This window comes from Actinoplanes sp. NPDC089786 (assembly GCF_040684855.1).
In the GTDB taxonomy this organism is placed as follows: Bacteria; Actinomycetota; Actinomycetes; order Mycobacteriales; family Micromonosporaceae; genus Actinoplanes.
This window is the reverse complement of the sequence record NZ_JBFBGU010000023.1, coordinates 1-19,955: the sequence shown is the minus strand read 5'-3', so window position 1 is coordinate 19,955 and position 19,955 is coordinate 1. Positions and strand designations below refer to the sequence as shown.

16 protein-coding genes and 2 tRNA genes are annotated in these 19,955 nt (G+C 68.9%); 9 read left to right on the top strand and 9 right to left on the bottom strand.

Annotated features, from left to right (window positions below; translation table 11 throughout):
- Window positions 1-39: 39 nt before the first annotated feature.
- The 3 genes from AB0O15_RS39280 (at window position 40) to AB0O15_RS39270 (ending at window position 6,719) form a co-directional block, all read left to right on the top strand.
- Window positions 40-1,701: a copper resistance protein CopC gene (locus AB0O15_RS39280; protein WP_364330196.1), complete on the top strand. Its 1,662-nt coding sequence runs from the start codon at window positions 40-42 to the stop codon at window positions 1,699-1,701.
- A 103-nt stretch (window positions 1,702-1,804) separates the two neighbouring features.
- Window positions 1,805-6,139 (top strand): hypothetical protein, encoded by a 4,335-nt coding sequence (locus tag AB0O15_RS39275; protein WP_364330193.1) that lies wholly within the window; start codon window positions 1,805-1,807, stop codon window positions 6,137-6,139.
- A 61-nt stretch (window positions 6,140-6,200) separates the two neighbouring features.
- Window positions 6,201-6,719 carry an aminoglycoside nucleotidyltransferase gene (locus AB0O15_RS39270; RefSeq protein WP_364330190.1) on the top strand — a complete coding sequence of 173 codons (519 nt, stop codon included), beginning with the start codon at window positions 6,201-6,203 and terminating at the stop codon, window positions 6,717-6,719.
- Between the two features lie 616 nt (window positions 6,720-7,335).
- Here the strand turns inward: AB0O15_RS39270 and AB0O15_RS39265 are convergent.
- The 3 genes from AB0O15_RS39265 to AB0O15_RS39255 form a co-directional block, all read right to left on the bottom strand.
- Window positions 7,336-7,411: transfer RNA gene (locus tag AB0O15_RS39265), tRNA-His, on the bottom strand.
- Window positions 7,412-7,506: 95 nt separating this feature from the next.
- On the bottom strand, window positions 7,507-8,097 hold the full coding sequence (orn, locus tag AB0O15_RS39260) for an oligoribonuclease (RefSeq protein WP_364330187.1): 591 nt from the start codon (window positions 8,095-8,097) through the stop codon (window positions 7,507-7,509).
- Between the two features lie 355 nt (window positions 8,098-8,452).
- Window positions 8,453-9,154 carry a GAP family protein gene (locus AB0O15_RS39255; protein ID WP_364330185.1) on the bottom strand — a complete coding sequence of 234 codons (702 nt, stop codon included), beginning with the start codon at window positions 9,152-9,154 and terminating at the stop codon, window positions 8,453-8,455.
- A gap of 100 nt (window positions 9,155-9,254) precedes the next feature.
- Between AB0O15_RS39255 and AB0O15_RS39250 the strand changes: the two genes are divergently transcribed.
- Genes AB0O15_RS39250 through AB0O15_RS39240 form a run of 3 tightly spaced genes read left to right on the top strand, consistent with a single transcriptional unit; the run spans window position 9,255 to window position 12,132 of the window.
- The gene (locus tag AB0O15_RS39250; protein ID WP_364330182.1) at window positions 9,255-10,583 is read left to right on the top strand and encodes a serine hydrolase domain-containing protein; all 1,329 of its coding nucleotides are present in this window, start codon (window positions 9,255-9,257) and stop codon (window positions 10,581-10,583) included.
- Window positions 10,580-11,485, top strand: a complete 906-nt coding sequence (locus AB0O15_RS39245; protein ID WP_364330179.1) for a histidine kinase — start codon at window positions 10,580-10,582, stop codon at window positions 11,483-11,485. Before AB0O15_RS39250 ends, AB0O15_RS39245 begins: the two co-directional genes overlap by 4 nt.
- Window positions 11,482-12,132, top strand: coding sequence for a response regulator transcription factor (locus AB0O15_RS39240; RefSeq protein WP_364330176.1), 651 nt, complete (start codon window positions 11,482-11,484; stop codon window positions 12,130-12,132). Before AB0O15_RS39245 ends, AB0O15_RS39240 begins: the two co-directional genes overlap by 4 nt.
- A gap of 56 nt (window positions 12,133-12,188) precedes the next feature.
- Here the strand turns inward: AB0O15_RS39240 and AB0O15_RS39235 are convergent, their stop codons facing one another.
- From AB0O15_RS39235 to AB0O15_RS39225, 3 genes are all read right to left on the bottom strand, one after another.
- Window positions 12,189-12,665, bottom strand: a complete 477-nt coding sequence (locus AB0O15_RS39235; protein ID WP_364330173.1) for a hypothetical protein — start codon at window positions 12,663-12,665, stop codon at window positions 12,189-12,191.
- A gap of 51 nt (window positions 12,666-12,716) precedes the next feature.
- A complete protein-coding gene (locus tag AB0O15_RS39230; protein ID WP_364330170.1) occupies window positions 12,717-13,952 on the bottom strand; it encodes an Ig-like domain-containing protein in 1,236 nt (411 codons plus the stop codon).
- A 111-nt stretch (window positions 13,953-14,063) separates the two neighbouring features.
- Window positions 14,064-15,299, bottom strand: a complete 1,236-nt coding sequence (locus AB0O15_RS39225) for an Ig-like domain-containing protein (protein WP_364330167.1) — start codon at window positions 15,297-15,299, stop codon at window positions 14,064-14,066.
- 164 nt (window positions 15,300-15,463) lie between these two features.
- Here AB0O15_RS39225 and AB0O15_RS39220 point away from each other — a divergent pair.
- Window positions 15,464-15,536 (top strand) — tRNA-Lys (locus tag AB0O15_RS39220).
- Window positions 15,537-15,790: 254 nt separating this feature from the next.
- Here AB0O15_RS39220 and AB0O15_RS39215 read toward each other — a convergent pair.
- Window positions 15,791-16,399, bottom strand: a complete 609-nt coding sequence (locus tag AB0O15_RS39215; RefSeq protein ID WP_364330164.1) for a hypothetical protein — start codon at window positions 16,397-16,399, stop codon at window positions 15,791-15,793.
- A gap of 206 nt (window positions 16,400-16,605) precedes the next feature.
- Complete coding sequence (locus AB0O15_RS39210) at window positions 16,606-17,805, bottom strand: hypothetical protein (RefSeq protein ID WP_364330161.1); 1,200 nt, start codon at window positions 17,803-17,805, stop codon at window positions 16,606-16,608.
- Window positions 17,806-18,286: 481 nt separating this feature from the next.
- Here AB0O15_RS39210 and AB0O15_RS39205 point away from each other — a divergent pair, with 481 nt between their 5' ends.
- Window positions 18,287-18,658, top strand: a complete 372-nt coding sequence (locus AB0O15_RS39205; protein WP_364330158.1) for a hypothetical protein — start codon at window positions 18,287-18,289, stop codon at window positions 18,656-18,658.
- A gap of 155 nt (window positions 18,659-18,813) precedes the next feature.
- On the opposite strand, the gene AB0O15_RS39200 is transcribed toward AB0O15_RS39205, so the two are convergent.
- Window positions 18,814-19,434: a hypothetical protein gene (locus tag AB0O15_RS39200; protein WP_364330155.1), complete on the bottom strand. Its 621-nt coding sequence runs from the start codon at window positions 19,432-19,434 to the stop codon at window positions 18,814-18,816.
- A gap of 211 nt (window positions 19,435-19,645) precedes the next feature.
- Between AB0O15_RS39200 and AB0O15_RS39195 the strand changes: the two genes are divergently transcribed.
- The coding region (locus tag AB0O15_RS39195; protein WP_364330152.1) for a hypothetical protein at window positions 19,646-19,955 on the top strand (310 nt) is incomplete at its 3' end.

Here is a 19,955-nt window from a genome sequence, read left to right as displayed (position 1 = left end):
CGTTGGGCGACCCGGGAGCAATCGGGGAACATGGCTCGCATGCCTGGTGATCGACGATCGTTGCGCCGCGTCCTCGCGACCGGTGCCGGTCTGCTGTTCGGCCTGCTCCTGACGTTGCTCGGCCCGGCCGCGCCGGCCAGCGCCCACGCCGCGCTGGTGGGCAGCGACCCGAGCAACGGCACGGTGGTCCCGGACGCGCCCAACCGGATCACGCTCTCCTTCAGCGAGTCGATCCAGCTGCTGGCCGGCAAGATCCAGGTGCTCGCCCCCGACGGCAGCCGCGCCGACCAGGGCGAGCCGGAGGCGTCCGGCACGTCGGTCACCATCCCGCTGCGCTCCGGCGGTGCTCGGGGCACCTACCTGGTCAGCTACCGCGTGATCTCGGCGGACAGCCACCCGGTGGCCGGCAGCCTCACCTACTCCGTCGGCGCGCCGTCGGCGGCGCCCACCGAGGACGCCGTCAGCGAGAGCGTCGACCCGGTGGTGCGCGCGCTGATCCCGATCGGCAAATACCTCGGGTACGCCGGACTCGTGCTGCTCGTCGGCCCGGTGCTGGTCCTGGCCCTGCTCTGGCCACACCGGCTGTCCCGGGTCGGACCGGCCCGTCTGGTCTGGTCCGGCCTCGGGCTGATCGGGTTCAGCACGCTGATGGGCCTGTGGCTCCAGGCGCCGTACGCGATCGGCGCCGGCCCGTTCGGTGCTTCGCCGGCCGACTTCCAAGACGTGCTGGGCAGCACATTCGGCGCGGTCATGCTGGTCCGCCTCGGCGTGATCTGCGCGGCCGCGTTCCTGCTCCGCCCGCTGCTCCGCGGCGACGGCGGCGAGTCCAAGGCCGACCTGGCGCTGCTCGGCGTCCTCGGCGTGGCCGCGCTCGCCACCTGGCCGCTCACCGGGCACCCGACCGCGTCACCGGTGGCCGGGGTGTCCGTGGTGGTCGACGCGGTGCACCTCTCGGCGATGTCGGTGTGGCTCGGCGGCCTGATCATGCTGGTCGCCTTCCTGCTGCCCAAGGCCGACGAGCGCGAACTCGGGGCGATCCTGCCGATCTGGTCCCGCTGGGCGTTCACCGCGGTCGGCGCGCTGGTCCTGGCCGGCGTGGTGCAGGCGCTGATCGAGGTCAGCTCGATCTCCGGCCTGTTCAAGTCCACGTACGGGCAGCTCATCCTGGTCAAGTCCGGCCTGGCCGCGGTGGCGATCGGGGTGGCGGCGCTGTCCCGCAAGATGGTGCTCAACCGGTCGGCGGCGGCGGGACCGTCCCGGCTGCGGCGGGCGGTGCTGGTCGAACTGGCCGTCCTCGCGATCGTCCTCGGTGTCACGTCGGCGCTGGTCCAGATCCCGCCTCCGCGTACGGCCACGGCGGCGTCGACCGGCACCACCAGCACAACGGTCACCCAGACGCTGCGGGACAGCTCCGTCTCGCTCCAGGTCGACGTCTTTCCGGCCAAGATCGGCAACAACAGCATCCATCTGTACGCGTACACGCCGGACAACAAGCCGCTGCCGGTCGTGGAATGGACGGCCACGGCGGCGCTCGCCTCGGCCAACATCGAGCCGATCGAGATCCCGTTGCTGCGCATCACCGACTTCCACGCCATCGGCGACATCGCGCTGCCGCAGGCCGGCGACTGGAAGCTGACGTTCACGGTGCGCACCACCGACGTCGACCGCTCGACGCTGACCACCACCGTCAAGGTCAACTGAATCTCCCCACTTCTCTCCTTCTCGTACGCCTGGACCGGCCTTTCTGGCTTGTTGCCGTCCGTTTGACCACTTTGGTGGCATTTCGGTATGTATGGTCCTCGCAGTGACACCCGAGAAGGGGGAGAAGCTCATGCGGGCGCTGCGCACGATCCTCGGCATGCTGTTGCTGCTCATCGGACTTCCGGCACTGCTCATCGGGGCAGGCTTGTGGTCCGCCATGCAGCACCGCGACGCGGGTGGCGCGTTCAGCGGGCCACTCCAGACCATCACCACCAGCGGCCACGCCATCGTCGTCGACGACGTGGACGCCCTGCTCCGCACGGACGCGCCGTTCGCCCGCCTGGGCAACGGCAGCCTCCGCCTGGCCGCCAGTTCCTCCGGTGCCCCCACCTTCATCGGCCTGGCCCCCCGAGCCGACGCCGCGCGCTACCTCCAGGGCGTGCCGCGCTCCGTCGTCGGCACAGTAGACATCGGCACCGGCGCCCTGCCGGTCAAGACCGCTCGCGTCGCCGGGACGAAGGCCCCCGCGAAGGTCCCCGCCGCCGAGACCTTCTGGCTGCGGGCCGGCCTGGGCACCCTCGACTGGAACCCCGCCGAGCTCGAAGGCCGCCCGTACAGCCTGGTCATCATGAACCGGGCCGCCGAGCCCGGCCTCCAGCTGACCAGCGCGGTGTCGCTGAGCCCTCGCTGGCTCAACTCGAGCACCTGGGCCCTCCTCATGCTGGGCAGCCTCACCCTGATGTCCGGCCTGATCATCATGGCTTGGCCCGGCCGCCGCCGCGAGATCGTCTACGTGGTCGAGCCCAGCCAGGTCCCCGACCTGATGAAGGCCATCGGCGCCCCCCTGTCCCTGACCCGCCAGGGCGGCCGCCACGCCGCCACCGGCCGCCCCCGAACCCTCGCCGACACCCCATCACCCGCGGCTGCTCCTTCCTTGGCCCCCGCCGCTTCTCCCGCTTCTCCTGCTTCCTCTGCTTCCCCTGCTTCCCCTGCTTCCCTTGCGACCGCGGCCTCCATGGCCGCCTCCTCCGCGGCCGTAGCCACCACCGCCGGCCTGGCGTCCGTTGCCGCCTCCGCGTCCCGCTCAGCCACCGCCCTGGCCGAGCCACCCGCATCCCAGCCGTCGTCATCCGTCTCTTCTTCCACCGCGGCCTCTTCCACCGCGGCCTCTTCTGCTTCTGCGGCCTCGCCCGCCCCGGCCACCGTGCCGATGGGATCCTCGATGGACAGGCCCGGCCCGACCTGGCCGCCCGCCGTCCCCCCATCCGCCGCGGCCTACGCGGCAGCAACCGCACTCCCGCCCCGCCCCGGTTCCCACCGAGCTCCCGCCCCCGGCGCCAAAACCCCGGCCCCCGGCGAGCCCTTGGAGTTCTTCGGCAGCGGAAGCACCTCAGCATCCGGCCTCCCACCCATGGCCGGCCTGGTAGGCGCCCCCGGCCCAGCCGCAACCACCACCCGTGACCCGCTGTTCACCCGCCCGTCCCGCCGCAAGCCCACCCAGCCCGACAACACCGCCCCCTTCGAGGCCTCCGCCGTAGGCGCCTGGGTAGCCGAAACAGCAGCCGCCCGAGCCCGCGAAACCGAGGCCCGAGCCGCGGCCGCCCTGGCCCGCGAACGCCGCAACGCCGCAACCGAGGACGCAGCAGCCGCCGCCGCAGGCGCCTGGGAGGCAACCGGCCTACGCCGAGCCGAAACCCGCAAGGTAGGCCTGACCCTCCCGCCCACCGCGACTCCCACTCCCGCCTCCGCGTCCCCGTCACCGGCCGAGCCCACGCCCGCCGCAGCCGCCACCAACCCGAAGCCCGCGGCCACTGACCCGAAGCCCGCGGCCACCGACTCGAAGCCCGCGGCCGCTCTCACCGGCCTCAACCCCGCTGAGCTTTCCACCGCCTCCGCCGACAAGCTGAAGCCCTCAACGGCCTCGACCAAGCCGCAGTCCTCGGCAAACCCGGCTGAGCCCAAGCCGGTCGCCCCGCCCGCCAAACCGGCCAATACTCCGGCCTCCACCAAACCTTCAGCGACTGAACCGCCGGCCCCGCGCCGCGAGTCAACGCCGACCACAGCCACATCCACGGCGCCCGCCGCCAACGCGAAGCCGTCCACCTCCTCCGCAACGCCCACGCCCAACGCAGAGCCGGCGAAGGCCTCCGCAACGCCCGGCGTGGAGCTGGCCAAGGCCTCCGCAACGCCCGACGCGGAGCCGGTCGACGCCTGGGCAGCCGCAACAAGCGGCTCAACCTTCGCCGCCTCAGCCGGGACGTCCACGAACGGCCCGAAGCCGGTCACGCCCACCAATCCCGCCGCGCCCACCGCAACACCGCAGCCCGCCACGGCGTCTGCCAAGCCAACGGGCTCCGACACCAAGCCTTCAGTGACTGAAACACCGTCACCGCGCCGTGAGGCCACAAAGCCTTCGCAGTCCAAGGCGTCAACGGCTGCGCCGTCCACGACCACCGCGCCGGCGGCATCCACAGCCACGACGTCGACGGTTCCGCAGTCCGCAGCCGCTTCGCCGCCGGGCTCGCAGTCCGCGAAGGCCACGCCGACGCCAGCGTCCACGAGCGTCACGCGGACGCCGACGCCGTCTCTGGCGAAGGTCGCTGATCGCGCTGATAGCAACGGCGGGGCGGCATCCGGAACGGCGACCAAGGAGAGCGAGCCGACGGTTGGCGCTGGCTCTGAGCAGTCGGCGGATGTGCCCTCCAAGGGTGACCCCGCGGAAGGCGGCGCGAAGCAGTCGTCGGGTTTCGCTCGATTGCTCGCGTCGTTGTCGGCGCCGCCGACGCTGCCTGGGCAGACCTCGGCCGCTCCGAAGCCTGCCGCAGGCTCGGACCGTAGCGGGCAGCCATCCGCGACGACACCCGCCCGCACGGACGACACGACGGGCGACAAGCACCAGCCCATGACACAGCCTGCTGCACCGTCCATGGCCAAGCTCTCGCCGTCCGAGTCCACGACCAAGCTCTCGCCGTCCGAGCGCACGACCAAGCTCTCACCGTCGAAGTCGGACGGCGAGATCGCCGCCCTACGCCAGGGCGCGGCGGACGCAGCCGCCCTCCGCGCGGCGATCGGACTCCCGAAGAAACCCACCAACTCACCCGCCGCGGGAACCGGACTGGCCACACCAGGATCGGCGTCAGAGGCGTCGCGGGCGTCGGCATCCGCCTGGGCGTCGGCATCGCAGCCCGGCGCGGCCCGGCCTGGAACGACTTCCGCGCCCACGGCGAACGCCCCGACGGCGACGAGGCCGTCAGCCCCGGCGTCCTCGGGTGGGTCGGCGTCACCGCGTTCCGCGCTCGGCGGTGCTGGTCGTTCGCTGCTGAGCGCGGCGATGGCCCGCACCGGACAGCCAACCGCAGGCAAGACCGCACTGGAGCGGTCGGCTCAGCAACCTGCCGCGAGCAGCGCGGCCGGAACGTCGGCCCAGCAACCTGCCGCGAGCAGCGCGGCCGGAACGTCGGCCCGGCAACCCGCTGCGAAGGACGCGGCCGGAACCCCGACCCTTGGCAGCACATCGGAACCGGCGGGCACGAACGACGCGCCCGGCGGGTCGGCCACGAAGCCGGGGGAGCAGGGTGCCGCCAAGGCCGGACCGGCTGCCGCGAGCGCCCAGTCGGTGCCGTCACAGGCTGTCGGCTCGGAGGCGGGCGATGACTCGGCCGGGGGTGGGGCGGCCCGGTCGAGCCGGCCCGTTACCCCTCCGACCGGATCTGCTGGTAGCGCTGCCTCGGCGGCCGGTGTGGTCGGCGCGAGTATCGGTTCGACGCACTATCGGGATCTGACCACGGTGGCCGCCAAGCCTGCGATCGCCGAGGCGGGGACCGCGACCGCTCCGGCGCCCGCACCGCCGAGGCCCACACCGACGCGGCCCACTGTGCCGGCGCCGTCCAGGCCTACCTCGCCCAATCGCCCGGTGGCTCCTGAGCCGGCCCCGAGCCGCCCGGCCGCCACGAAGACTCCGTCCCGGAACTTGGCAGCTCCGAGCGGCTCTGGGGCGGCTGAGGTAGGCGGGGCTTCGGCCGCCGCGGAAACTCCAGCCCGGAACTCGGCAGCCCCGAGCGGGCCCGGGACGGCTGAGGAAGGCGAGGCGTCGGACGCCAAGGCAAAGCTGGCCGCGGGAGCGCCGGCGCGAGCCGCTGCCACGGGAAATGACGTCGAGGCGGGCGCTCCCACCCGGGATGAGCTCAACGCGCTCGGCCGGCCGGGCTCGTCGCTGCGGCGGGACTACCCGGCCACGGGAAAGTCCGCCGGCAAGGGCAACGACACCGCCAAGAGCAGCGGCCCCGGCAAGAGCGAGGGCGCGGGCGCCGGCAGGAGCAGCGAGGGCGGGCCGGACGACAAGCAGAGCGCCGCGGCTCGGCTCTCGGGGTATCAAGCTGAGGCGGCCAAGCTTCTCGCCGGGTCTCGGCTCGGCCGGAAGAAGCCCAAGACCGACTGACATCCAAGATCGACGAGGGCCGTCCCACCACGGGGGCGGCCCTCGTCGCATGCTGGGCGGCATGCACACGATGTCCGCGGCCGACGCGGTGGATCTGCTGCGTTGCCTCGAAGCTCATGATGTGCCGGTCTGCCTGGGTGGCGGCTGGGCCGTTGACGCGCTGCTGGGTGAGCAGACCCGCGAGCACTCCGACCTTGACCTCTGGGCGCCCGCCGCCCGGCTGGAAGGGCTGTTCGCGGGCCTGGCCGAGGCCGGCGTCGACCGGGTCTACCCGTGGCCGGGCGACCGGCCCTGGAACTTCGTCCTGCACGACGGCGCTCGCCGGCGGGTCGACCTGCACCTGTACGAGCCTCGCCCGGACGGCGACCTGCACTACGGCTCGGCGCTCGACGGGGTCGGCTTCCCTGCGGCGGCCCTGGCCGGCCGTGGCCGCATCGCCGGCACGGAAGTCCGCTGCGAAGCCCCCGAATGGTCGCTCCGGTGGCACACCGGCTACCCGCCACGCCCCACCGACCATCACGACATGTCAAGGCTGCGCCGACGCTTCAACTTGCCGCTGCCAGAAGATTTCAGCGACTGAAACGCGGTTGGTCGCACTCACGCGAGACCCGCGTTCACGGCCTGTAGTCCCGCCAAGATCGCGGAGTGTCACGTCGCCCCGCCGCTGCGCTTGGAAACCCGCCGCCCGTACTCAAGCACCTATGTGAGGATCCGCCGCTGATCGACGAACACGTCAGGCTCGCCAATGAACATGTCCGCAGAGCACGCCCCATACGCGACGTTGAACGTCTCCAACCGGTACAGCCACTGCCCACCGCTCGTCCTCTGGAGATAGCGATAGTTGATCATCCACCGTGCCCACTGGCCGGGCCCGAGCCGCGCGGCCGGAGGATGCTGCCGCCGCCGGAGCATGAAGAAGTCGCCGCCTTGATCCGCAGTCGGCCATCACCCTCAGTAAGCAGAAGCCCGGTCTCATGCTCGGACCGTCGCATCGGCGGCACCACGTCCCGTGACGACGAGGAGGATAGACCTCCCACCACCGTGAACCCGACGGGGCAGGCGTTGCGCAACGCCGCCGCCGGCCCGCCGCGCGACCGCTTGGACCATGACGTACGCACCCGCTGCACGATCGCATCCACCGGACCGCCCCCAGAGACGCCGAGAGGGCCCCCGTGCAAAAGGGGCCCTCTCGAAGATGGGGTGACCGACGGGACTTGAACCCGCGACCCCCGGGACCACAACCCGGTGCTCTACCAGCTGAGCTACGACCACCATCGCGGCACGCGGAACCGAATCCCACGGCGCCGGACCATCATAGCCACACGCCACCGGCCGCCGTCGACCGGGTTTGGGAGTGGCGACGTGACCTACAACTCGGCAGCGATCGCCTTCGCTTGCTCGACGTCGGGTCCGGGCGGCGGCACAAAGATCGTGCGACGGTAATATTCCAGCTCACGGATGCTCTCGCGGATGTCGGCGAGCGCCCGGTGGGCGAGCCCCTTGGCCGGCTGACCGAAGTACACGCGCGGGTACCAGCGCCGGGCCAGCTCCTTGATCGACGAGACGTCGATCATGCGGTAGTGCAGGTAGTTGTCGAGCGTCGGCATGTCCCGGGCGAGGAAGCCGCGGTCGGTCGCGATCGAGTTGCCGCACAGCGGGGCGGTCCGCGGGTTGGGCACGTACTGCTTGACGTACGCGAGAACCGCTTCTTCGGCCTCGGCCATCGTGACGACCGAGCTGCGCACCTCTTCGGTCAGCCCGGACTTGGCGTGCATGTTGCGCACCACTTCGGGCATCGATTCGAGCGCGGCCTCGTCGGCATGGATGACCAGGTCGACGCCCTCGCCGAGCACGTTCAGCTCAGGATCGGTGACCAGCGCCGCAACCTCGATCAACTTGTCTTTGCCGAGGTCGAGGCCGGTCATCTCACAGTCGATCCACACCAGAAGATCCGCCACGCCGTTCAGCCTAGTACTCGCCGGTCCCGGCGTGCGGCGCCTACTTCTTTTGTCCGTTTCGGGCAGGGACTTCCTAGATGCGCGTTCGCCGGATAAAGTGGTGCTTAACGGACGAAGCCCCCCTTCGGTTACTCCGTTTCCCCGGTAAAGGGCCCTCCGCGTCGGCAGCGCGGAGGGTTCTTTCGTTGTTTCCGCGAAGATCCCAAGATCAAATTCCACTGCCTTGGGTACGCCCGACGCCCTCCCCAACCGCAACACCGGAGCGACGTGGCACTCCGCGACCCAGGCGACAGCGCAAGGCCGTGAACGCGACTCTCGCGTGAGTGGTCACCCGAGCCGCGCTGCTCGTGGCGGGTCAGGATCCCAGGAGCTGCGGGAACCAGAGCCGGGCCGCGGCGTCCCGGGCGACCAGGAACCCGGCGATGCCGAGCGCCCACGACAGCATGGCCCCGCCGCTGCGGAGGGCCCAGGCGTTGAGCCGCGCCAGCAGCCGGTCGATCCAGGCCGGCCCGAACGCGCGGAGGGCATAGAGCCCCAACGCCGGCAGGACCATGATCAGGCAGTACGCCCCCAGCAGCGGGACCACGGTGTACCAGGCCAGACCGGCCGTGGCCAGCAGCCCGATCGCGCCCAGGTAGGGGAGCATCGTGGCCACCTCGGCCAGCGCGGCCAGCAGGGCCAGCCCGGTGAGGCGGCCGGCGGCGCCCAGAGTGGCCCGCTCACGCCAGCGGGCGATCGCGGCGGCGGTCTGGGTCTTGCGGCGGTCGACCCAGAAGCTCAGGGCGAAGAGGACGACACCGATCGCCAGCTGCACGATCAGGAACGGGCGGCTGACCGTGACGCCCTCGAAGGCGCCGGCCAGGCGGCTGCCGCCCAGGGCCAGCCCGGCGCCGACGACGAAGTAGAACCCGGCGATCGTCGCGAGGTAGCCGAGGAACTTCGCCGCCGGGATGCGTGTGGGGGCCAGCAGCAGCCAGATCGGGATGAACAGCGTGCCGATGCTGGTGCTGTCGATGATCGCGAGGACGGCCAGCGACAGGATCAGAACAGCGCTCATGACCAGACATCTTGGCAAGAACCGCCTACTACTTTCGTCTAGGAATGGCGGCGACGATCGTCAGATTCGTGCGACGTTCGCCATCCCTAGCGTCGGTGACATGCGAATTCTGCTCAGCCTGGTCGGCGTCCTGGCCCTCCTTCCCGTGCCGGCGAACAACGCGCCGGCGAACAGCGCGCCGGCGAACAACGAGCCCGGCCTGGCCTATGTGGTGACCAAGGGCGACGGGGTGGTGCGGGTCGTCGGCGAGGGTCGTGACTCGAACGGCGACCCGGTCGGTCCCGACACCCCGATGCGGGTGGCCTCGGTGAGCAAGTCGTTCACCGCCGCGGCCGTGCTGACGCTGGTCGACGAGGGCCGGGTGGCGCTGGACCGGCCGGTGGTGAGCTATCTGCCGGAGTTCCGGATGGCCGACCCTCGTGCGGCCGCGATCACCGTGCGTCAGCTGCTCAACCAGACTTCGGGCCTGTCCGACCGGACGGTCGACATCGACGCCACCCAGGAGGCGCCCGACCTGGCCGGCTATGTCGCCGCGCTGCGGACCGGCCGCCTGGCCCGGACGCCGGGCACGGACGGGGAGTACTGCAACGTCAACTACGACGTCGCGGCGCGGCTGGTCGAGGTGGTGGACGGGCGGCCCTTCGCCGAGGCGATGCGCGGGCGGATCTTCGGGCCGTTGGGCATGACCCACAGCACGGTCGGCGACACCCCGGCGAACGGCTACAACTCGGTCTTCGGGGTGTGGGTCGAACGGCGCGAGCTGCCCGCCTTCCGCGGCGGCGCCGGCGGGGTCGTCACCACGGCCGCGGACATGGGCCGGTGGCTGATCAGCCAGACCGGGCACGGCCCCCGGATCGTGTCGGCGGCCGGCCTGCGCGAGATGCACACGCCGGGACCGGCGGCCGGCACCTACGCCATGGGCTGGGGCGTGGAGCACGCCGACGGCCGTACGCTGCTGGTGCACTCCGGGAACCTGTTCACCTACACGGCCGTCGAGGCGATCGACCCGGCCACCGGCGAGGGCTGGGCGGTCATGACCAACAGCGCTTCGCCCGTCGACCGTACGTACGACCAGCTGCTCGCCCTGGCCGGCGGCCGGGAGCCCGAGCTGAACTGGCGCCCCGGGACCCTCGAGACCGCGCTGGGCGTGATCGCGCTGCTGGCCCTGGGTCTCGGCGTGCTGGGCGTGCTGCGGGCCCGTCGCTGGCAGGGCCGGACCTGGCGCCTGCTGCCGCTGCTGGTTCCGACGGTGGTCCTGGCGACCTGCCCGCTGTGGATGTCGGTCCTGATCGGCCGCACGGTCACCTGGGCCCAGATGACCTACTTCCCGGTGCCGCTGACCATCACCCTGGCCGTGGCCGCGCTGGCCGGCCTGGCCACCGCGGCGGCCCGGGTGCTGGTCCGGCGATCGGTAGGGTCGGCCCGGTGAGGAACGGACTTCTGCTGGTCGCCCTGTGTGGCGCGGTCGTGGCCAACGGCCTGTTCCTGGACGCCATCCCGCCGTCGCGGCAGGCGCTGTTCCTGGCCCTGGGCATCCTGGCCTACCTGCACGGGCGCTACCTGCCGGCCCGCCGCGGCCCGGCCCTGATCGGGCTCTGCGCGGTGCCCGCGGCGGCGGTGGCGGTGTGGTCGGTCTCGACCGCGGTCGGCGCGGTGTTGGCGCTCGTGGTCTTCCTCGCCCTGCCGTGGCTGCTCGGGCACTTCCAGCTGGGCCAGGCCGGACGGGTGGCCCAGCTGGAGCGCGAGCAGGAGTTCGTACGCCTGCGTGAGCGGGCCCGGATCGCCGCCGACATGCATGATTCGCTCGGCCACGACCTGGCGCTGATCGCGTTGCGGGCCGGCGCGCTCGAGCTGGCGGCCGGGATGACCGACGCCAACCGGGCGGCGGCCACGCAGCTGCGTGAGTCGGCGGTGTCCGCCACCGACCGGCTTCGCCACACCGTTCATCTGCTGCGGGAGGCCGGTGTCCCACCGCTGCCGTCGTCGCTGTCCGAGCTGGTCGACGGGGCCTGCGCGGCGGGCATGACGGTGCACGTCACCGGCCCGGATTCGGCCGATCCGACCGTGCACCGGGTGGTGCAGGAGTCGCTGACCAACGCGTCGCGGCACGCCCCGGGCGCCCCCGTCCACCTGGCCGTGACCCAGCAGCCGACCCACACGACGGTGACAATTCACAACCCCGCGAGGGGTACGCCGACAGCGGCGTCCCGTGGCACCGGCTTGGCCGGCCTCCAGGAACGGGTGACCCTCCTGGGCGGCACCTTCGAGGCCGTCCACACCGACGGCACGTTCACCGTGACCGCGACCATCCCGGCCGGTGGGGCCGGATGATCCGCCTGGTCCTGGCCGACGACGAGCCGATGATCCGGGTCGGTGTGCGGACCATCCTGACCAGCGATCCCGGCATCGAGGTGGTCGCCGAGGCGGCCGACGGCCGGGAGGCGGTCGAGGCGGTGCGCCGGCACCGTCCCGCCATCGTGCTGCTGGACATCCGGATGCCCCGCTTCGACGGCCTGGCCGCCGCCCAGGAGCTGGCCGTCATCGCGCCGGAGGTCAAGGTGGTGATGCTGACGACGTTCGACGAGGACGAGTACGTCGCGCGCGCCCTGGCCGTGGGGGCGAGCGGTTTCCTGCTCAAGGCGGCCGACCCGAAGGAACTGATCCTCGGGGTGCGCTCGGTGGCCGACGGCGCCGCGTTCCTCTCGCCGCGCATCGCCCAGAAGGTCATCACCCGCCTCGGCGACGGCCTGGCCCGCGGCGACACCGCCCGGGCCCGGATCGCCCGGCTGACCGCCCGGGAACGTGACGTCCTCGTGCTGGTCGGCCGCGGTCTGTCCAACCAGGAGATAGCCAGGACCCTCAAGCTGGCCGAGGGAACCGTGAAAGCGCATGTCAGCGCCATCCTGCTGCGGCTCGACCTGAACAACCGGGTGCAGGCCGCGATCCTGGCCTACGAGGCCGGCCTGGTCACCGGCTGACCGCCGCCCCGACCGCGGCCGGGAGCAACCGGCTCGGCGAGACGCCTGGGCGTGGCTCAGCCCACCGTGTCGAGGCCACTCTCGCCGCAGATGTCGGACATGTCGGCGGCAGTGGCGCTGACCTCGGCCACCGCGTCCGGCTCGTCCTCGGTACCCACCGCGGCCGTGGCCGTGGCGTACGAGGCGGCCAGCCGCCTGGCCGCATCGGCGATGGGCGCGTCGGCCGTCCCGGAGGCGGCGACGATCGCGTCGACGATGCCGGGATTCATCAGGGTGCCGTCGTTGATCGCCGAGGCCAGGGCCCCGCAGACCACCGTGCCCGGCTCGTCGTCGGTGGCCGAGGGGTCGGTGGTCGAGGGACCGGTGGTCGAGGGACCGGTGGCCGAGGGGTCGGTGCTGGGCGACATCGCCGGTGACGCCGCCGCGGGCGGGGCGGACCGGGCGCCGGACGAAGACTGCTCGCCACCCGAAGAACAGGCGGCGAGCAGCATCAGAGCGAAAACCAGAGGCACGAAGGCCGGACGTCGCAGCACACCCTCAGACTACGAGCGTTATGCCCGATTAGTCCGACACCGGGCGGAGTGTCAGAGGGCGCTGCCCTTCTTGTACTCGTCCCAGCTGAGGCTCCAGTCGGTCCAGCCGTTGCCCTGCTGGAGCTTGCGCCCGGTGCCCGTGACCGTGATCGGGTCGCCCATCAGCGTGCGGGAGAACAGCCAGGCGCCCATCTTCATCGACACGTTGACACAACCGTGCGAGACGTTCACGCGGCCCTGCACGCCGTCGGACCACGGAGCGGCGTGGATGAATTCCCCGCCCCAGGTCAGCCGCTGCGCGTATTCGATCTTGGTGCGGTAGCCCTCTTCCGGGCCAAGCGTGTCCGTCGTGTCGAAGACGGTGTGCCGCTTCTTCTCCATCACGATCATGGTTCCGCTGGACGACGGCGTGGACTTCTTGCCCAGGCTGACCGGGATGGTCTGCACCAGCTTGCCGTTCTGGCGTACCTGCATCTTCTTGTTCTGGTTGTCGACCGTCATGACGAACGAGCGGCCGACCTCGAGGCTCACGTCGATGTTGGAGCGGCCGTACCAGCCCTTGCCCATCGGCACGCCCTGCAGGTCGGCGTTGTACGAGATCTTGGTGCCGGCCTTCCAGAACACCTTGGGCCGGTAGTGCACCTCGGTCCCGCTGTACCAGTGCCAGGTGCCTTCCTGCTTCGGGGTCGTGGTCACCGGCATGCGGCGCTCGACCTCGGCGCGGTACTTCTCGGGCACCGACCGGCCGAACCGCATGATCAGCGGCATCCCGACGCCCACGGTGTTCTTGCCGCCCAGGAAGCTGGTGACGCGCACCAGGTTGGCCGGCTTCTTCATCACCGTGAAGCTGCTCTCGGTGGTGGTCGTCTTGCCCGCCTGCTCGGGGGCGCTGACCGTCACCGTGTACTTGCCGCCCCAGGCCAGGCCCTTGGCCGGCGTCCAGGTGCCCTTGTCGGTGTCGAGCTTGCCGTCGATCTCCTTGCCGTCGGCGTTCTTCACCGTGACCTTGGTGTTGGCCATGTCCTCGCTGGCGAACTTCACCGGCTCGAGGGCCTTGACGCCGCTCGCGCCGGCGGCCGGCGAGCTGACCGAGACGATGCTGGGCGGGGGAGCGGGCGATTCATTGCCGCCGCTCGGCCCCTCGGCGCCCGGCTTGGCGCCGTCGCCCTCCCAGGAGGGTGACTTGTCGCCGCTGCAGCCGGCCCCGAGCAGGACGGCGCCCGCGGCCACCACGGCCATCGCGTACCGCAGCCCGCGGCGGCGGTTGAGCCGAACCACACTCGTCACCTTGGTCTCCTCATCAGGACGTGATCCCGGCGACCATCCTCCGTCATGAATGCCCGGCCGCCCAGTCCCGCGTGTGCCACCACGTCACGTCACCGGATGATCACGCAAATCTCAACCCAGGTCCGCGGGTACGGGCAGCGCGCTGCCCTTGGCGAACTCTTTCCAGCTGACGTCCCACGGCGTCCAGCCGTTGCCGTAATCCAGCTTGTCGCCGGTGTTCTGGACGGTGACCGGGTCACCGATCAGGGTCTTGTCGAACAGCCACCGCGCGTTCGCCGGCGACATGTTCACGCAGCCGTGTGACACGTTCCTGCGGCCCTGCGCGCCCGCCGACCACGGCGCCGAGTGGATGTACTGCCCCGACCAGGTCAGGCGCTGGGCGTACTCGATGTTGGCGCGGTAGCCGGCCGCGCCGTCGGTGTCGGTGGTGTCGAAGACGGTCGACGCCTTCTTCTCCATCACCACCAAGTTGCCGCTGGACGACGGTGTCGACTTCTTGCCCAGGCTGACCAGCATCGTCTTGATCGTCTTGCCGTCCTGGATGACCGTCATCTTCTTGGTCTTGTCGTCGACCTTCATCTGGAAGTCGCGCCCGATCTTGGCGGTCGCGCTGCGGTCCTGACCGCCGTACCGTCCGCCGCCCATCGGCAGGCCGGCCAGCCCGAGCCGCACGGTCAGCTTGGTGCCCGGCTTCCAGTGTTCCGGCGCGCGGTAGTAGGCCTGGGTGCCGCTCGAGGTCCACGACCAGGTGCCGGGCTGCGGCGGGTCGGTCTTCACGAACAAGCGCTTCTGTACGGCGGCGCGATCGGCCTTCTTGATCCCGGGTGTGAACTCGGCCACCACCGGCATCGCCACGCCGTAGGTGTGGTCGTCGAACAGGTAGAGCCCGGAGCCGGTCTTCTTGCCCGGCTTGGCCATGGTGGTGAACTTCGTGGTGGCGGTCTTCTCGGCGCCCGCCGCATCCGCGGCGACGACCGTGGCCTCGTACCCCACCTTGTTCTTGAGGGGCTTGGCCGGCACGAAGCTGGAGCCGTCCTCGCGCATCTCGCCGGCGACGGCCCCGCCCTTGGCGTCCTTCAACGTGACGGTCTTCACCGTGCCGCCGTCGACCTTGACCCCGATCTCGGCGCTGATCGGCACGTCCGTCTTGCCCGTGGCGGGCGTCACGCTGATCTGGACGTCACCCGCGGGCGCTTGTTCCTGTTGAGCGACCTCGGAAGGGGTGGACGAGGCCGGCGGCGCATCGCCGTTCGAGGTGACCGGCTGCTTGTCGTCACCGCACGCGGCGAGACCCAGCGGGGCGAGAACCGTCACCGCCATGACCGCTATCAGGCGCCTGCTGACCATCCGTGATCCCCGTTCTCGTGTTGTCGCGCGCACATCTTGCCTTACTCAAGCAACTTTCGCTGTCAACCTCTTGGCCCTTATGACGCGTCAGGACTGCCCTGGCGTTGCCCGGTTGGAGTCACGATCTGGGGCCGTGCTAGAGTTTTCCTCGTTGTCACGAGCAAGCGCCGCTAGCTCAACTGGCAGAGCAGCGGACTCTTAATCCGCGGGTTGTAGGTTCAAGTCCTACGCGGCGTACGGGTGATCATGGCCCTGATCAGGCGTTTTTGCTTGGTCAGGGCCATTTCCTCGTCCCTTGTGGACGAATGCGTGATCCGTGCGTGATCTGGAGGCGCTGACACCTGGCGGCAGCGGGCGGCATTCGCCGCCACGGCGGCCCCAGGTGATCCAGGCCACCCGGGGAAATGGTGGCCGTCGCCGCCCGGATCCGTGGTTCGCGGGGCCCGCGTGCCGCTTCGTTCCCGTCGCTCAGGATCGTCCGATCGCGGAGCCTAGGTGCTCTCGGATTCTGGGTCGGTTGCGCCAGTGAGAGGCTGGGCTTGGGTGGCCGTGAGCGCGGAAAAGTCGGACGGTTGGCTGTGGGCGAGCAGCTCTGCGGCTCGGGCCAGCGATGCGATCGATGCATCTCCGCGCCCGGCGGTTACGGTCATTTCCGTAAAGTCAACGTTCAAGTTTCCGAGCTTCTCGTCGTCGTCGGGCCGGCGGACGTGAACCTTGCTGACTTGGTAACGGTCATCGATCGATGACCGGATCCGCGCAACGTCTGACCTGACGTCACCGCTCCCTTCGGCACCGACGTAGATCCGCCGCGACAAGCCGCGAAGGTTGACTGAGTCGAGCGCGAATTCGCTGATCAGTGGCGAGATGTCGTCCCAGTTCGCGGCGGCCCTGTCGGTGCGTCCCTTCAACCTGCGAGCATCGGATGCGATGAATAGCCGCCACGGACCCGCGTCGGCGGTAAGCAGCCGGTTGCTGAGGGACCAGAAGGAGCCGCCGCCGTTCAGGCCTGCCAGCTCGGACTCGTCTTCCACCTTCCTAGAACTGCCGCGTCGGACGTCCGACGCGGCTCGCCGCTTGCTCACAGACTGCGGATGGAACATGTGTACGACGGTGGGGAGCGGAGTCGCCGTGGGAGAACTCGGCCAGAGAGTGTGTGACTTTCGGTCCTAGTTGGCACTTTTCGGCGGTGGTCGGCACCGATCGCTGACCTAGCGAACCGGGAAGTCACTCCTGCGGCTTCCGACTACCCTCCGTCACAACGTGCGGCTCCACCGATGTCCGGATCTGCCGATGACAGTGGAACGGATCATGCCGGGTTGCGGCGGTCCGGCTTGGCCTTCGTAGAGAGCATGGTGGACCTGGCATTGGCGCCGGCCGCGATGGATTGGGCACTCAGCGTGGCGTCGCCGGTCACGAAGACCCCGTGATTGATCACAGTTGCACTTTGCGACTCAAATGCCGATGCATCCACGTTGTGGTCAGCGAGGAAGGTCTTGATAGCTTCCAGCAGCTTCTGTTCGACAGCTTTTGCGTATAAGTCACTGTCAAGCCGTTGAAAGAATTTTTGATAGTCGAAGTTGATGGCTTGCTCACGCAGACTGAACCCCGAGCCGTAGTTGAACCAAAAATCCTTGCCATCTTGCGAACCCAATCGCGAGTGGCCGGCGAACCTGCTCGCGCGGATGAAATCGACACAGGTCCAGATCGGGCTCATGAGAATCTGCCCGGGGAGGAGCGTGGCGGAGGTCAGTGCTACGAGTACACGGTGCCTGATATTCCTTGGCGCGTCGAACGCATCGACGCTACGATAGCGCTCGTCGATGGGAGTTAGAACTGAATAGTTAACCTCGATGGACAATTGGCCGTTGCAATAGCGCACTCTAATGAATGCGGTCAGGACGAGATTCCCGCCCCAGCCGACGACGCTGCAGGTCATATAGGGGCGGACGTATTCGTCCGGATCCGCCCACAGTCGGTCCACGAACTCCGAATCGATTGCTGGAGCCACCGCTCCCGTTCTGCTGTCGATGACCCGATCTCTAACGTATTTCGGCACGCGATTGACATCGGTTCCACTGACCATCACCCGGTCCTCCAATATGACACCGAGTGGACATAGGCCGTCAAGTTCCGTCAACCTCTCCCGCATTTTTGCCAGAAGATCACTCACCGCGAACGGGATGGCCTCACATCCACTGACCGGAGTTGCGGCGTCGATCACAAAATTCCAGTTGCGAACCGATATTCCGTAACCGAAAAATGGTGCACTGGCCGGATAGACGATCACGTTCCTGGCGAGGCGAGAGACCGCTTCCTCTAGGCGTCTACTCGCTGCCCCGGCCAGCCTGGGACCCTGTGGCGCCTTCGCCCTACCCGACTCGGTGAGCGAGCGAAGCGAGGAAAAAACTACCGATATCTCGTACCAGGCAGCAAAAACCAAAAATCCTAGGGCGGCTAGCAATACCCGGTAGCGATGATCCTCCTCGACTTTCGCAATAGCGGCCACGAACGCAAAAATGAAAGCTACGAATATGGCATTTCGGATCCTCCTGCGGTGATGTGCCGCCACGGCATGCCGGAGGACCATCAGGGTGTCAATCCCAGGCGAGGAACTCAACGCGCGAACCCTCTCAAAGAGCATGTGGCGAATTGCTCGTCGGCAAAGGAACTCGCTTTGATGCATGGCTGCACATAAGTATCTAGTAGCGTCGTTCACCGTGGCAATTATGTCAGCGACCGCACCCAGGTCAACTTATCAACCGTGCGGTGCTACGGGTGTCATCCATTCGATGGGCCAAGTCCACCTTGAATGATGACCAGGATGGACAACGACGTGGCAATCTTGGGAAAATGCGAGCCGCTTCAAGGGCAAAGATCTCTGAATCGCAGGAGGCGTTGTGATGCCCGGAGCCGAGTTTTGGTCGCTGCATCTTCTGTGATAACGCTCCACGCACCGCCTCACTCAAGACCGAATCAACGGAGGGTCCATGCATCCAGTGGAGAACAACGGCTTGATCATGAGTGGGGGATCCTTCACCGCCGAGGCTGTCGCCATCGGAAATCGGGCCCGTGCTGTCAAGAAGACGACGTACCGAGAGCTTGGCGAAAACAACGGCGACGACGTTGCCCGGCTTCTCGCCGAAGTAGTGGAAGAGCTACGCCAACATGCCACCGAACTGCCGAACAGCGTCGAGCTGCTTGACGCCACCGACACCGTGGTGCGAGAGATGACAAAGCGCGACCCCAACGCCCTGACGGTGAACGCCATCCTCGGCCGGATTGCGGCCGGGGTGCAGTCGGTCGGTAGTACAGCAGCGGCGGTGGCGGCCCTCAGCGAAGCGATCAACGGCATTATCTGACAGTCTTTTGGATCGGACTGGCGAAGTCGCTGCCGTTCTCATCTGCCGCTGAGCATGCGCGCAGGCCGTCGGACTCTCATGACCGTCTGTGTCCGTCAATCCATGGCGTCCGGACTGTGGTCGCGGTAACGGCGCGGGTTTCGCCGCTGTTGCCGTTAGTCGGTGATCAGGGCGCCGTGCAGGAAAAGGTTGACGACCTGTTCGACTGGCAGTGGCTGAACTTCGTTCGGGGCTCGGGTGCAGAATCGCGACATGCTGAGGAAGATTTCGGCGAGGGCTTCGGCGGACAGGCGTAGACGTTGCTCGTCCGGCTTCAGCAGTTTCGCGACGGCCTGCTGAATCTCCGGCAGGCTGCCGAGGGCCCGAAAGTCGTTTCGGCTCAGTGGTGGGGTGCCCGCCTCAGTAGCCGTACCGTCGTACGCGAAGCCGGCTTGATCGAAGGCTTCGAGGTCAGCGCGGATGCGATCGTAGTAGGCGCCGAGGATGCGCACTACCTCGAGAAGGCGCGGCCCGACCGGCTGATCCATACGGATCGCATCCAGCTTGCGTATTTCCTCAGCGGGGTCGCTCGCCGCGCTCAGACGCGCCATCACCATGGACGTCCAAGCCTGGATGACTGCGTCCTTGTCGGGGAAGACCGTCAGGAGCTCGGCTTCGCTGATTCCCGCGGCTGCGGCTATCCGTGCCGTGGTCAAGGTCTCGTACTCGCCGAGCAGGGGGACCGTCGCCTGCACGATGGCCTTGCGGAGTTGTTCTGAACTCATGACGGCCACCACTTTGCTCAGGGTCCGGCTCCACTGCACGGTAGGACGTGAAAGCAACCAGGTTGAGCAGTCGGTCTCAGCACCCGATCATTGTTCGGCTGCCAACGAAAAGCCAAGATCAAGTATCCTCATCTGCCGCTGAGAGGGACGCGTCCTGGTCTAGATCGCTGTCGTCGTCCTGCATGATCTGCGGCGACAGGCTGCGCCGCGATCACCTCGTCTCTTGCGCTTCACCAGGCGCGGCGGCCGCCGGCAGAGCGGTGGGAGTCTCCAGATTGATCTCAGGGCTACGCAGTTCTGCACGTGCGACCCGATTGAATTCGCGCTCTGCGTCTCGGCATGCCTGGACGAAGGGTTCGGGAACCTGGCCGGCCTCATGACCGGCCCTCGCCTCGGAAAGCTGTCCCACCGCAAGCATGAGGGCGGCAGCAGCCTGGGCCGTCGCCGTCGTGTGCGCGATCAGGCCGATTTCGGCTCGGTACCGGACGACCTGGGTGCGTGCCTGACCACCGTCAGCATGCGGTTGGCGGGAG

What these genes read in the sequence shown, in the direction of transcription:
- AB0O15_RS39280 (WP_364330196.1), top strand. Translation starts at nt 40, where the DNA reads ATGCCTGGTGATCGACGATCGTTGCGCCGCGTCCTCGCGACCGGTGCC.
- AB0O15_RS39270 (WP_364330190.1), top strand. Translation starts at nt 6,201, where the DNA reads ATGCACACGATGTCCGCGGCCGACGCGGTGGATCTGCTGCGTTGCCTC.
- AB0O15_RS39255 (WP_364330185.1), bottom strand. Translation starts at nt 9,154, where the DNA reads ATGAGCGCTGTTCTGATCCTGTCGCTGGCCGTCCTCGCGATCATCGAC.
- AB0O15_RS39250 (WP_364330182.1), top strand. Translation starts at nt 9,255, where the DNA reads ATGCGAATTCTGCTCAGCCTGGTCGGCGTCCTGGCCCTCCTTCCCGTG.
- AB0O15_RS39240 (WP_364330176.1), top strand. Translation starts at nt 11,482, where the DNA reads ATGATCCGCCTGGTCCTGGCCGACGACGAGCCGATGATCCGGGTCGGT.
- AB0O15_RS39225 (WP_364330167.1), bottom strand. Translation starts at nt 15,299, where the DNA reads ATGGTCAGCAGGCGCCTGATAGCGGTCATGGCGGTGACGGTTCTCGCC.
- AB0O15_RS39215 (WP_364330164.1), bottom strand. Translation starts at nt 16,399, where the DNA reads ATGTTCCATCCGCAGTCTGTGAGCAAGCGGCGAGCCGCGTCGGACGTC.
- AB0O15_RS39205 (WP_364330158.1), top strand. Translation starts at nt 18,287, where the DNA reads ATGCATCCAGTGGAGAACAACGGCTTGATCATGAGTGGGGGATCCTTC.